The 14,746-nt window shown below is 43.7% G+C and carries 9 protein-coding genes; 4 read left to right on the top strand and 5 right to left on the bottom strand.

Annotated features, from left to right (window positions below; genetic code table 11):
* Positions 1-170 precede the first annotated feature (170 nt).
* Entirely contained in the window at positions 171-4,595 is a 4,425-nt protein-coding gene (dnaE, locus tag IE165_RS13740; RefSeq protein WP_189627214.1) for a DNA polymerase III subunit alpha, read from the top strand.
* 97 nt (positions 4,596-4,692) lie between these two features.
* Positions 4,693-5,010 (top strand): thioredoxin, encoded by a 318-nt coding sequence (gene trxA, locus IE165_RS13735; protein ID WP_189627213.1) that lies wholly within the window; start codon positions 4,693-4,695, stop codon positions 5,008-5,010.
* Positions 5,011-5,062: 52 nt separating this feature from the next.
* Here the strand turns inward: trxA and IE165_RS13730 are convergent, their stop codons facing one another.
* From IE165_RS13730 to IE165_RS13715, 4 genes are all read right to left on the bottom strand, one after another.
* Positions 5,063-6,091, bottom strand: a complete 1,029-nt coding sequence (locus IE165_RS13730; protein ID WP_189627212.1) for a WD40/YVTN/BNR-like repeat-containing protein — start codon at positions 6,089-6,091, stop codon at positions 5,063-5,065.
* A gap of 49 nt (positions 6,092-6,140) precedes the next feature.
* A complete protein-coding gene (locus IE165_RS13725) occupies positions 6,141-6,779 on the bottom strand; it encodes a hypothetical protein (protein ID WP_189627211.1) in 639 nt (212 codons plus the stop codon).
* Positions 6,780-6,839: 60 nt separating this feature from the next.
* A complete protein-coding gene (gene lpxB / locus IE165_RS13720; RefSeq protein WP_189627210.1) occupies positions 6,840-7,952 on the bottom strand; it encodes a lipid-A-disaccharide synthase in 1,113 nt (370 codons plus the stop codon).
* Positions 7,953-8,107: 155 nt separating this feature from the next.
* Entirely contained in the window at positions 8,108-9,331 is a 1,224-nt protein-coding gene (locus IE165_RS13715; protein ID WP_189627209.1) for a porin, read from the bottom strand.
* Between the two features lie 308 nt (positions 9,332-9,639).
* Between IE165_RS13715 and dinB the strand changes: the two genes are divergently transcribed.
* The gene (gene dinB, locus IE165_RS13710) at positions 9,640-10,722 is read left to right on the top strand and encodes a DNA polymerase IV (protein ID WP_189627208.1); all 1,083 of its coding nucleotides are present in this window, start codon (positions 9,640-9,642) and stop codon (positions 10,720-10,722) included.
* A gap of 18 nt (positions 10,723-10,740) precedes the next feature.
* Here dinB and rpoN read toward each other — a convergent pair whose 3' ends face one another.
* Complete coding sequence (gene rpoN, locus IE165_RS13705) at positions 10,741-12,204, bottom strand: RNA polymerase factor sigma-54 (protein ID WP_189627207.1); 1,464 nt, start codon at positions 12,202-12,204, stop codon at positions 10,741-10,743.
* A gap of 222 nt (positions 12,205-12,426) precedes the next feature.
* On the opposite strand from rpoN, the gene IE165_RS13700 reads away from it, so the two are divergent.
* Entirely contained in the window at positions 12,427-14,739 is a 2,313-nt protein-coding gene (locus IE165_RS13700) for a penicillin-binding protein 1A (RefSeq protein WP_189627206.1), read from the top strand.
* The last annotated feature ends 7 nt before the right edge of the window (positions 14,740-14,746 follow it).

Here is a 14,746-nt window from a genome sequence, read left to right as displayed (position 1 = left end):
GTAATCATATTTTATGAAATAAGTGCTCGCTACGTGTCATGCACGCGGAGTTCTCAATTTTATGCGTTAATCTTCATAAGGATAGCACATGAGGTGAATAATTTGACAGGTATCTTAATAGAATACATAGACTAATTTTTAACTTTGTTTATCTAGACAAAGGGAATAGCATGTATATAATTTTTGATACGGAAACAACCGGTTTGCCCAAACGTTGGGACGCGCCTATTACGGATACGGACAATTGGCCGCGTTGTATTCAGATTGCTTGGCAATTGCATGACGAAATGGGGCGTTTGCTTGAACACCAAGATTACCTTATTCGGCCCGATGGCTTTAACATTCCCTATGACTCGGAAAAGATTCATGGTATTTCTACCGAGCTTGCCGAGAAAGATGGTGTGCCATTACTTGATGTATTGCACAAGTTCAACGAGGCACTGGCGAAAGCTAAGTTTGTCGTCGGACAAAATATTGGTTTCGATCTCAACATTATGGGCAGTGAGTTTTACCGCTATGGCGTAGAGTCTCCCATGTCAGCAATGTCTGTTTTAGACACCTGTACCGAAGTGACGGCCGAGCTCCTGCAGTTGCCCGGTGGTCGTGGTGGTCGTTATAAACTGCCTAATCTGACGGAACTGCATGGACATTTGTTCGGTGTTCCGTTTGCAGAAGCCCACAATGCTACCGCCGATGTAGAAGCAACGACGCGTTGTTTCTTTGAGTTGATCAGGCGGGAAATTTTCACGTCCGAAGAGCTGCAGGTAGATACAGGTTATTTTGTGGAGTTCAAGCAGCACAATCCCGATCTTATAGCGTCGGTAGGACTGCGCCATATCAACTTAAAAGCTGCTTCTGATGCTATCCGTAAGGAGCAGAAGAGCGATACGCCGCAAGTGGTTATTGATGAGAGTCTGCTTCAAGCCTTGCAAGATGCTGAGTTCGCTCATTTACATAACCACTCGCAATTTTCTGTATTACAGTCTACTATAGGTGTTGTTAATTTGGTTGATGCGGCGGTGAAAGCCAATATGCCAGCGGTTGCATTGACAGATCATGGCAATATGATGGGCGCTTTCCACTTTGTCAATAAAGCAGTCAACCACAATAAAGAGATTGCAGCAAAACATGCCGAAGCAATCGAGCGCGGAGAGGAACCTAGTGGCCGCATGATAAAGCCTATTGTCGGCTGCGAATTTTATGTGTGCGAAAATTACAGAGATAAATCCAGAAAGGATAATGGTTACCAGATTGTTTTTTTAGCTAAAAATAAAGCAGGTTACCACAATTTGGCAAAGATGGCATCCGCCGCATATACCGAGGGGTTTTATTATGTACCGCGCATCGATAAGTCTGTCATCGAACGTTACAGGGACAACCTAATTGTTCTGTCAGGCAATTTACATGGTGAGGTGCCCAGCAAGGTGCTGAATATTGGGGAAGCACAAGCGGAGGAGGCTTTACTATGGTGGAAGGAGCAATTTGGGGATGATTTCTACATGGAATTGATGCGTCATGGCCAAGAAGATGAAAATAGGGTTAACGAGACCTTGGTGGAGTTAGCGCGGAAACATGATGTGAAATTGTTGGCAACCAATAATACCTATTACTTGAATAAAGCCGATGCGCATGCACACGATATCTTGTTGTGTGTGAAGGATGGGGAAAAGCTTTCTACACCGAAAGGTCGTGGTCGCGGCTTTCGCTTCGGCCTACCTAACCAGGAATATTATTTCAAGTCGGCTGATGAAATGAAAAAGGCCTTTTCAGATATTCCTGAAGCGATAATCAATATCCAAGAGCTCTTAGACAAGGTGGAAGTTTATTCGCTGAACCGGGATGTTTTGCTTCCTAAGTTCGAAATTCCCGATCAATTTCAGCATGCAGAAGACGATGTCGATGGTGGAAAGCGCGGAGAAAATGCATATTTGCGCCACTTGACCTACAAAGGGGCAGAAAGTAGGTATGCGGAAATTGATGGTGTTGTAAGAGAGCGCTTGGATTTTGAATTGGCGACAATCGAACGGACTGGTTATCCGGGATATTTCCTCATCGTGCAGGATTTTATAGCGGAAGCGCGGAAAATGGGCGTTTCCGTTGGGCCGGGTCGTGGTTCGGCAGCGGGATCTGCGGTGGCGTATTGCCTCGGTATTACCAACTTGGATCCTATTCAGTACGATCTCCTTTTCGAGCGTTTCTTAAATCCAGACCGTGTTTCCATGCCCGATATCGATGTCGATTTTGATGACGAGGGACGTGGAAGGGTGATGCAGTATGTGATCGATAAGTATGGCGCCTCGCAGGTGGCACAGATCATTACCTACGGTACAATGGCGGCGAAATCATCCATAAAGGACACCGCTCGCGTGCTGGATTTGCCCTTGCAAGATGCAAATGAAATTGCTAAACTGATCCCGAACCTGAAGTTAAGCAAGATTTTCACCATGGATGATAAAGGGCTGAAGGAGGTGCTGCGATCGGAAGAAATTGAAGCCGTTAACAGGCTCAAGAATTTGGCGGATGGCGCTGGTCTGGAGGCCGAGACCATCAAACAGGCGCGTATTTTGGAGGGATCGATGCGGAATACAGGGGTGCACGCCTGTGGCGTTATTATTACCCCAGACGACATCACTAACTTTGTTCCAGTATCGTTGGCGAAGGATTCGGAGCTTTTTGTCACGCAATTTGACAACTCCGTCGTGGAAAGCGCTGGCTTGCTGAAGATGGACTTTTTGGGGCTTAAAACACTTACGCTCATCAAAGATACAGTAACCAACGTTAAGTTGCGCCATGGTGTAGCATTGGATCCGGATAAGTTTCCCATTGATGATGTGTTGACGTATGAGCTGTTCCAGCGGGGGGAGACGATTGGTGTGTTCCAGTATGAATCGCCCGGTATGCAAAAATATATGAAGGAGCTGAAGCCCACTGTTTTTGCAGATTTAATTGCGATGAATGCGCTCTATCGACCCGGACCGATGGAGTATATCCCGTCATTTGTTAAGCGTAAACATGGTATAGAGCCTATCACTTACGATTTGGAGGCCTGCGAAGAATATTTGCAGGAGACCTATGGGATTACAGTATACCAGGAGCAGGTGATGTTGCTGTCCCAGAAATTAGCTGGCTTTTCAAAGGGTGATGCGGATGTTTTACGGAAGGCAATGGGCAAGAAGCAGAAAGCGGTGCTCGATAAGATGAAGCCTAAATTCGTGAACCAAGCAGCAGAAAAAGGCCATGCCCCGAAAGTATTGGAAAAGATCTGGACCGACTGGGAAGCGTTCGCATCCTACGCGTTCAACAAATCACACTCTACCTGTTACGCTTGGATAGCTTACCAAACTGCTTATTTGAAGGCACATTATCCAGCCGAATACATGGCTGCCGTGCTTTCTAACAATATGAACGATATCAAGCAGGTGACCTTTTTTATGGAGGAATGTAGGCGCATGGGCTTGGCCGTTTTGGGACCTGATGTGAACGAATCTTATTATAAGTTCACGGTAAATGAACAAGGAGCTATTCGTTTTGGTATGGGGGCGGTGAAAGGTGTAGGTGCAGGAGCTGTCGATACCATTGTCGAAACCCGAGAAAAAGGCGGTCGATATAAATCGATTTTTGATCTCGCCAAAAGGATTGACTTGCGAGCAGCTAATAAGAAAGCTTTCGAAAGTTTGGCATATGCAGGTGGTTTTGATAGTTTTACGAATACACACCGTGCACAGTACTTCAGTACAGAGGGTGATCATGCTACCGGCTTGGAGAAGGCGATTAAATTCGGAAACCGAGTGAAAGACAATGAAAGCTCAGCGCAGGCTAGCCTCTTCGGCGGATCAGCAGCCACTGAACTTCCAGAACCCGTGTTGGCGCCATGTGCCCAATGGGGATTGATCGAAAAGCTTAAGTACGAAAAAGATGTGATTGGTATCTATCTGACAAGTCACCCCTTAGATAACTATAAATTTGAAATAAAGCACTTTTGTGCAAATAAGGTAAGTGACTTACAGCTAATTAATAAGGTTAAAGCAAGTGAAGTTGAAGATGAGGTTTTGATCGATTTTAATAGAATCAAAAACAAGGAGGTGATCCTGGGCGGTATTATCGCTGCAGCAAACCATCGTGTGGCAAAATCGGGCAAGCCATTTGGTTCATTCATCATCGAAGATTACAGCGACTCTTATGAAATCATGGTTTTCGGTGAAGACTATGTTAAATTTAAAGGATACTTGCAGGAAGGGTTCTTTGTCCAAATTAGAGGGTTGGTACAGGAACGCTTTAAACAAATAGGTAATTGGGGTTTTGAACTTAAGCATATACAATTGCTGTCCGACCTTCGCGATAAAATGGCCAAATCGTTTACAATACAATTACCCCTTCACCTGTTGGATGATAAATTGGTTCAAATGGTGCAAAATTTGGTTGAATGTACCAAAACGGAGCATACAGAGGCCAACTGCCAACTAAAGTTCAAAATTCTAGATATTCAAGATGAATTAGCCATCGAAATGCCCGCAAAGTCTACACGCATAAACTTGACGAATGAATTTTTGGATGGAATCGAAAAAATTGAAGGATTGCATTATAAATTAAATTGATAGCCCATAGAAATTTTATGAACAGATGATGACGGTTGTAATTATTGAAAATAGTTATATTTGTATAACGATTTCGAAAAAATAAAAAATATATATTATGGCATTAGAAATAACTGATAGCAATTTTGAAGAAGTGGTACTCAAATCTGATAAACCGGTTTTGATAGATTTTTGGGCAGAATGGTGCGGTCCATGTCGTATGGTAGGGCCAGTGGTTGATGAAATCGCTTCTGAATATGACGGAAAGGCCGTTATCGGCAAAGTCAACGTAGACCATAATCCCGAAATTTCGGTGAAATATGGCATTCGCAATATCCCTGCTTTGTTGTTTTTCAAAAATGGAGAAATTGTGGACAAGCAAATTGGCGCTGTGCCGAAATCTGTCTTGGTAGAGAAACTCACCAAACAACTTTAGGAAACAAAAAAGGCTAATCGATCGATTAGCCTTTTTTGTTTCACGGTACAAGCTACCGGTCTACTTTTGCAATGTTCCCACCGCTTCCTACCAAATAAATTATCTTTTTATTTTTTGTGATCCCTATACTATTGAAGCTTTCTTTTGAAACATTGCGCCAGTGCAGGCCTCCATCTTCAGAAATATCTGTTCCGGATGTTCCTGTTGTCAAGATGATGTTTTGGGTGATGTATCGAACGGCAGATTTAAAACCGTTGGGTGGAGAGAAGGGCGGGTTCCAGGTTTGTCCACCATCTGTGGTCAACATGATGGTTCGTAAAGTGGTGCTATCACGCATATAGTCACCTCCGACAGCAATACCGCGTTTATCATCCCAAAAATCGATGGAGAAGATTCCTTGACTGGGTTCGCCCTGCAACATGGGGCACACTAACTTATCCATGGTTAGGGCTTTTTCATTACGCTTGAAAATATTTGCCGTCGTGCCACCCGTGCCTATCCATACATTGTTGTTTAAATACTTGATGGATGTGCCGCTCGCGGCAAATGCGGCCTCGCCAGAGTCTGCTATCAAGAACATAAAATTTGATACGTCCTTCCAAGTCTTCCCGCGGTCTTTTGATTGCAACAATTGAAAGGTTCCATCGATGGGATCGCCCACAGCAAACCCTTCTTTACCTTGGAAATCCATGCCGTCAAAAAATATCGTTGGTCGGTCATCCTGAAAGACCTTGCTCCAACTTTTACCACCATCGGTGGTACGCAGTATAACGGCCGGGCTACCAGCCGCAAGAATGATAGCTTCTTTCTTGGAGAATGCCTGTATATCCCGAAAATCGAAACCCTCATATTCCTTTGGATTCACCCATAACCAGCTTGCTCCGGCATCCACGGATCTTCCAACCGTCCCGTTGGAACCACTTACCCAAACGCTCTGGTCGGGAGCGGTAGCGATACCTCTGAAGCTAACTCCTTCTTTTTGCATCAGCGGCAAGATGTGTTGTGCCTGCGCGATGGATAGGGTGAGGAAGAATCCGAACAGGAATATGGAGATGCTTTTGTAAATAAAACTATGTTTCATAGGTATGGCCGTGATTTTCGGTAAAGTTTTTTACATTTCTATTGATCATCTATTGATCATCCTTCACAATTTGATATTTTCCTTCTCGCCCAGGAGAACCCGAGTAAATCTGACCCTGAGGCACGCCCCGCAGGCCCGGCGCCGAAATAGCGATTTGCGAATAGATTTGATTTAAATCGGTATTTGGATTTATGCGACGACCTCCGGCAGATACATCAATGTGTAGATAATTGGCTGCTTTTTTATCTTCCGATTGTGGAGTAAGTCCCTCTACGCTGTAGCGAAAATTTACCTCGCCACCATCACCATTGTCGAAAGTTCGTGTGCCATTATTTGCATCACGACCACTGGCAACCACGTACAGCGAACCCAATTTCTGTAAATTAATAGCGATATCGAAGTTGGAGGCATTGTTTTCGGCGCCGATGCCACTCATAAAAACTCTTTTGCCAATTTCGGCATATTTGACGATCAGCTTGACATCCTTTTTTCCGTAAAACTGAAGCGAAGAACGATCCTTCATCACCAACGTATCGATGTAGATTATCGCTGAGGAATCTCTGTTGTTAAATGTTTTTTTCTCTTTTTTCTTCAAGACGAGCTTAGAGATATGCTGCTCTTCAACTTGGCCGAACGCTGAAAACGTCAACAAGACCAGCAAGAATGGTAATATTTTTTGTAGCTTCATGGCTTTTTACTTTTTTGACCCTTTTCTTTAGAGTAGCCTAGAGACGTAAAGTTTAATTTGCTAGGCACGTATATATTGCACGATCAATTTTGCAGCTTTCTCGGAAGCTCCCGCAGTGCCCAGTTTTTCATTCAATAGGGCATAATTTTCCAAAACACTCTCCCGGTGCGACTTGTTGTTGATGAGCTCATTAAGTTCGTCAGCAATATTGCGGGTATGACATTCGTCTTGAATAAGTTCGCGTACAGACAAAAAATTATTAATTAAGTTTACCAAGGATATGAAGCGGACCTTGATGACGAGGCGCGCTATCCATACCGTCAGTTTATTGGCTCGGTATACGACCACCTGCGGTATACCTAATATGCCAGTCTCCAATGTTGCGGTACCACTGGTAACCACGGCGGCATCAGCATGTTTAAGAAGATCATACGTTTGGTCAAACACGACCGATATCGGCAAATCGCCGATGTAGCGTTTGTAATAAGCCTCGTCGAAAGTCGGAGCACCTGCCACAACAAACTGGTGGGCTGGAAAAAGGTAAAAAAGGTCCACCATTTCTGGCATCAACATATCGATTTCCATTTTCCGGCTTCCGGGCAACAGCGCAATGACCGGTCGGTTGTTCAAGCCGTTTTCAGCCAAGAAATTAGGGTTGAATGGGTATGATTCGATGGCGTCAAGTAGTGGGTTGCCGATGTAATCTACCTGGTAATGAAATTTTTTATAAAAGTCGACCTCAAAGGGCAAGATGCAGAACATGTGGTCTACAACCTTTTTTATCTGATGTACGCGTCCTTGATTCCACGCCCATATCTTCGGTGAAATATAGTAGCATACGGTGATACCAAGTTTCTTGGCAAACGCCGCTATCTTCAGGTTAAAACCTGGGAAATCAATGAGTATGAGGGTGTCCGGGCGGTGTTGTTTCAGATCGTTTTTTACTATGCTTAAATTCTTTCTGATGGTACCCAGGTTTTTTATCACCTCGACAAAACCCATAAAAGACATGTCTGCGCAATGTATCAGCGGAACTTCGCCAGAAGCTTCTTGCATGCTGTTGCCACCGACAATACGAAAAGTTGCAGCGGAGTCTTCCGTTTTTAACGCTTTAATAAGATTGGACCCGTGTAAGTCACCCGAAGTTTCGCCTGCAATAAGGTAGTAATTCATACAGTAAATTCAAGATGTTAAAGATAAGCTATTATCATTAAATGATGTAAAAAAGCCGAAACTCCATAAAATCATCCAGATAAACCAACAGCAACAAGCGGAAAATCCATAAAAATCCTTCTTTTTGCTATCTAAGCAGCTTCTTGCTTTTTTCGTTAAATGCCTAGTTCCACCTGCAGCATTCCTCCCCATAAATTATCACCGGTTCTATTGCTCAGTATACCGTTCATAAAGGTATAGTTTCCGTTTACTTGTACTTTTAATCGGTGTGCTTTTACATACTTGGTGAGTCCTAATTCAATAACCTCGGTTTGGTCTTCAAAATCGCGGATTTGCTGGTGCGGGTGGACGTAGGTATACCGTGCTGCAACTTCGTAACCTTTATTCAGAAGATAGGACGTCTGTTGATTGATGCCCCAACCTTTGTTGGCGTATGTTTCTTGTTGTTCAGGGCCATCGATCTGATTGAGGCGATCGTCGATGATGTTAAAGGGGTTGTCGACATCTCTTCGCATGTATTCTGCTTGATAGGCGAATCCCTGATACTTAAAGATCGCATCGGCAAAAGCTGTTTTTAAGGTAAAAGGATTTTGTACATATCGTCCCAATTGCCCCCCTTCGCGAATGGTGCGATCGTTATAACTATAGCCGCCCCCGATGGATAATTTGGGCTTTTTTTCGCGCTCGATGTCACCTTCTGAATAGTCTCCATCATTCGTGAAATCCCCAAACGGCAAAAACTCAACACGTCCAGTATAGGCCAAACCCTCGTCAGTTCCGCTTGCGGCGCGTCCTTCACCGGTAGAAATTGCAGCTTTTGCATGGATGGGCATCGTGCCTAGTTTTTTGCTAAGGTTTAAGGACAATCCAAAGTCGCGGTCAAGCGTAAAGTAACTGTTTACCAAAGATCGATCGGCAAACTGTAGCTGGCCGGATGAATTCACCCGTTGTCTATTTCCCGGTAGTTTGTTTTGTCCGAAAGAGATGTAGAAATCATCGGAAAAATTGTAAAAGACTACCGCGTCCCGTACAATGTTAGCTACCCCTGTATCGTCAAAATCCTGATCTGATCGTGTGAAGGCGAGCTGTATGGAATAGGAAACCCTGCGCGTATAGATATAACCATCAATGCGCATGCGCAGGCGTCTGATACGCGCATCAAATGTGCCATTATCCACTCTGTCCAATTTATTGCTGAAACCAGCCCTATTTTGCATCCTAAATCGAAAATTGGTGTAGAAAAGCGAATCTTTGCTCATGTATTGAATGCCCTTAAAATTCAATATTGTGGCACGGTCATCCCGTTCTTGCGCGTGCGCAGCATGGTTCAGGATCAGCAATCCGAAACCTGCTAACAAATATGGCAGTCTGCTTCTCATATCCGGTAAATAGCGTAAATATTGATAGTCGTTCTGTATATAACGTATGTTTTGCTGCAAATATAATATTAATCGGATCAAAAGATGCTTCGCCAAAAAATTGTTGTCCTTTTTGCGGTTTGTAACGAAAATTAGCCTATATTTTTTTTAATTTTAGACCTGTGAAAAAAAGCCTGTAATCAATAATCACTAACTGGATGTCGGTTGGTTGGTGATTCTTTGTTGATTCCTGCCGCACTTTGGCCGCGAACCTTTTGCCCCTTGGGTTGATCACTGTCAAATACAACCCAAGCCGTGAACTCTTTGAGATGGACGAGATTAGAAGAAAAATTATTCATGTCGACATGGACGCGTTCTACGCGTCAGTGGAGCAACGCGATTTTCCAGCTTTGCGCGGAAAGGCTTTGGCTGTCGGTGGATCGCCGGACGGCAGGGGGGTAGTGGCTACAGCCAGTTATGAGGCGCGAAAATATGGCGTACGATCAGCCATGTCATCGCGTGTCGCGTTGCAATTGTGTCCAGATTTAATTTTTACAAAGCCTAGGTTCGACGTTTATAAAGACATTTCCACAAAAATTCGTGCTATTTTTTACCGGTATACGGATCTGATCGAACCTCTTTCATTGGATGAGGCGTATTTGGATGTAACGCAGGACAAACAAGGGATCGGTTCTGCCATAGAAATCGCTAAAGCCATTAAGTTGGCCATTCATGACGAGTTGGGACTAACAGCGTCCGCGGGAGTATCGACAAATAAGTTTATTGCGAAAATCGCGTCGGATTACAATAAGCCTGATGGCTTAACTTTTATCGGTCCTTCCAAGATCATCGCATTTTTGGAGCAGTTGCCGATCGAAAAATTTTTCGGTGTGGGCAAGGTAACAGCGCAAAAAATGAAAGGTTACGGTATTCATACAGGTATTGATCTGAAGAAACTTAGCGAGTACGAGTTGATGCGGAAGTTCGGTAAGTCTGGAAAGTTCTTTTTCCATATGGTTCGCGGAGAAGACAACCGGCCGGTAAAGCCCAACCGGATATCCAAATCCGTTGGTATAGAAGATACTTTCACAACGGACATTTTGGAAAGATCGGACATGCAGAGCGAATTTAAAGTGCTTTGTGAGAAATTGGAGAAACGGCTTGCAGGCAAATCCAAGGAGGGAAGAACCGTTACCATAAAAATTAAGTTTTCAGACTTTACGCAAATTACGCGTAGTAAAACTTCAACCTATTACTTAAGCACTGGGGAGGATATATTGGCGTTTGCCCTGGAGCTGTTTTCGAAGGTAGATACGGCAGAAAAGCGTGTACGTCTGCTAGGGGTAAGCTTATCCAACTTTTACGATGCCGATCTGCAGAAGTTGGTTGACCCACAACTGCGGTTGTTTTGATGGTTAAAAAAAAGGAGCTTAAAGCTCCTTTCTTAATCTTGCTACCGGGATGTTCATCGCTTCCCGATATTTGGCCACCGTTCTTCTAGCGATTGTATAACCTTTATCCTTCAATATGTCTGTCAATTTTTCATCGGCCAAAGGCTTTCGCTTGTCTTCATTGGCAATACATTCTTCTAAGATCTTTTTTACTTCCTTATTTGAGACCTCTTCGCCAGAATCTGTCTGTATGGCTTCAGAGAAGAACGATTTCAATAAGAATGTGCCAAACTCGGTTTGTACGTATTTAGAATTCGCAACACGAGATACCGTGGATATATCCATTTCGATGCGATCGGCGATGTCTTTCAATATCATGGGCTTGAGTAATCGCTCATCACCTGTCAAAAAATATTCATATTGGTACTCCATGATAGCATTCATGGTCTTCAATAAGGTCTGTTGCCGTTGTTTTATCGCATCGATAAACCATTTTGCCGAGTCCAGTTTTTGTTTGACAAATTGAACAGCCTCTTTCATTTTTTTATCATTTTTCTCGGCTTTTTCGTAATGTTCAAACATCTCTTGGTAAGATCGGGAGACGCGCAATTCTGGCGCATTTCTTCCATTAAGGGTGAGGTGTAGTACCCCATCATTATTGGTAATATGGAAGTCCGGGATAATGTGCAATTGCTTTCCAGCTGCCGACCCGGAGTCGCCTGGTTTTGGGTTTAGCTTTAAAATTTCATTGATGATATCTTTGAGTTCGCTAGAGCTCACGCCAAGCTGCTTCTCGATTTTATCGTAATGTTTTTTTGTGAATTCTTCCAAGAAATTTTGAACAACTTTGATGGCTTGCGCGATAATTGGATTGCTAGCGTCTTTCTTGCGCAGCTGTATCAGTAGGCATTCCTGCAAATCGCGTGCACCGATGCCTGCCGGTTCAAAATCCTGTATAATCCTTAGGATTGATTCAACTTCTGCTTCCGACACGTTTACGTTTTGCGAAAAGGCGAGGTCGTCGATTAGCGACAGGGTCGGCCGTCGTAGGTAACCATCATCATCCAAGCTGCCAATGATCTGTTGACCGACAAGATAATCCTGATTGGATAATGCCAATAAATCCAGCTGATTCTGTAAAGTCTCAAAAAATGAATCTTGAATGGCTATTGGTATTTCTTTGCGATCATCATCGTCGTCTCCGCCGTAGCTTCCCGAATAATCTTGATAATCATCCTCTTGTATATATTCATCTACACTAAATTCTTCTTCATATTCCGTACTTTCGCCCTCGTAACTTTCATCGGGATCCCGATCTGGATATTCCTCCACAGGATCAGTCATATTAGTCAAACTACCGTCTTCCAAAGCTGGATTTTCTTCCAGTTCTTCTTTAATTCTTGCGTCCAGCGATACTGTTGGAACCTGTAGTAATTTGATAAACTGTATTTGTTGAGGCGAAAGCTTTTGTAATAACTTTTGCTGTAGTGTTTGTTTTAACATTGCTGCTCAAATTTTCGAACGTAAAAATACGTAAAATATTTGTATTAAGGAATACAAAAGCGGAAGGCTGTGTTTTTGGGTATAATTTTTGTGTACGCGTCGAAAATCCTGCATCAGCACCGCATGCCACGGAATGTTAAAATTAGTTAATTTCAAATAAGGCTTCTCGTTTTTTTTTTGTGCATGCCTTTTTTTCGAAAAACAATTTTCATCTTTACCGTTATGTTTAGAAGGGTTAAAAACAAATTTCTGCGCTATTTCTTGATACTCATTTATAGCTTGATCATTCTTGTATGTGCTGTGCAGCTTAACTTCTTGTGGCTCTTCGGTTATTCACCTACCCAGCGCGATATCTTTATGCCTACCTTAAACGTTTCTTCGGAGCTGTACACCGCAGATTCTGTTTTGATCGGCCGGTATTTTCAAGAAGATCGTGACCCAGTCAGCTACGATAGTATTTCTGAAAATATTCTTCAAGCGCTCATCGCGACGGAAGATGTTCGTTTTTATAAGCATCGCGGAATAGATTTTATCGGTCTTTTCTCCAGCGCTTTTTCCACGTTAAAAGGCGATCCCAGGGGAGCCAGCACCATTACACAGCAGTTGGCAAAAAACCTTTATAGAACGCGTTACAATCAGTCTCAAGGTCTCCTCGGCAGGATACCGTTCGTTCGCATGGGCGTAACGAAGTTCAAAGAGTGGATGACGGCTTATAAATTGGAAGGCAAGTATGCCAAAAAGGAAATCGTCACGATGTACCTGAATACGGTATCCTTCAGCAATAACGCTTATGGCATCAAATCAGCGTCGGTGCGGTATTTCAACAAACATCCGAAGGATTTGAAGGCAGCGGAGGCTGCCGTGCTTATTGGTATGCTGAAGGGCACAACCTTATACAATCCCATACGAAATCCAAAAACATCCCGTGCGCGACGAAATGTCGTCTTAGGTCAGATGCAGAAGGAGGGATACATCAGCAAGGGTCAGTTTGAGGCATTTTCCAAAGAACCGTTAAATCTGAATCTAAACAGTCAGGAGGCTCGTAGCAACAACGATTCCTACTTACGATCTGCCGTAGAAAAGTGGCTCGAAAAATGGAGCGAGGAAAACGATATCGACATACATACCGCTGGTCTGAAGATTTATACGACCATCGATTCAAGAATGCAAAAGATAGCTGAAAATGTGGTGGCTTCGCAAATGAAGGAATTGCAGCGGCGGCTGGACAACACGTGGCGCAATGAACTCCCTTGGCGGGATAAAAGTGGTAATGTTTTGCCCAATTTTCTGGAAGACAGGGCGCGCAAGCTACCTATATACGCATCGCTGATGGAGAAATATAAAAATGAGGAAGTTGTGTTCGAAAAACTTCGCGAACCTAAGAAGATGCGCATCTTCACCTGGGACGGTGAGGACGAGGTAAATATGTCTACGATGGATTCGCTAAAACATTACATTACCATGCTCAATACAGGTCTCATGGCAATGGATCCTTACAATGGCGAGATCAAAGTTTGGGTCGGCGGGATTGACCACCGCTACTACAAGTTTGATCATGTAAACCAAGCAAAAAGACAAGCCGGCTCGACGTTTAAGCCATTTGTTTATTTAACAGCATTGGAAAGTGGAATGGCTCCTTGTGATACGTATGAAGATAAGCCGGTTCGCTTGGATTTCGTCAACAAAAAAGGGGAAAAGGAAGTTTGGGAACCAAAGAATGCCGATTGGAGTTTTTCTTACCGCAATATGTCGCTCCGTTGGGCAATGGCTCGGTCGCTCAACACCATTACGGCGCAAATCACGCGCGATGTTGGTTGGGATAAAATTGTAGAAACGGCCTATCGATGTGGCATTAAAAGCCCTTTGGAATCCGTGCCATCTGTCGGGTTGGGATCTAACGATGTGTCTGTATATGAAATGGTGAATGCTTACGCGACATTCATGAACGAAGGTAGGCGTGTAGATCCAATATTGGTATCCAAGATATATGATATCGATGGGAAATTGTTGGCCTCGTTCGAGACTAAGCAAAAGCAGGTGGTAGATGCCCAAGATGCTTGGTTAATGACTTATATGCTGCGTGGGACAATCGAAGAGCCTGGAGGTACGTCGCAAGCCTTGTGGGAATGGGATTTATTTCAAAAAAATAATCAGATCGGTGGGAAGACTGGCACCTCGTCGGACTATGTAGACGGTTGGTATATGGGGCTTACCAAAGATTTGGTAGCGGGGGTTTGGGTAGGCTGTGATGAGCAAAGTGTGCACTTCAAGAATTCACAAACAGGCGAAGGGTCAAAAACAGCTTTACCGATTTACGCGCTATTCATGGAGGAGTTATACAAACACCCCGAGCTCGGTGTGACGTTTGGCGAATATCCGGCGGCAAAAGTAGATATTACAAAAAAATATAATTGTCCAAGTCCACGTATTGTTATTCCGACGCCGTCGGATAGTACGGATGTGGAGGACGGGCTGGAGCCCATGTTCGAAGGGGAAGGCGAAGCAAGTTTGGAAGCCGTGGAAACCGAATTTTAGTTACATA

The organism is Sphingobacterium griseoflavum (assembly GCF_014653155.1).
GTDB classification, from domain to species: Bacteria; Bacteroidota; Bacteroidia; order Sphingobacteriales; family Sphingobacteriaceae; genus Sphingobacterium; species Sphingobacterium griseoflavum.
This window is presented reverse-complemented; position numbering and strand designations above follow the sequence as displayed.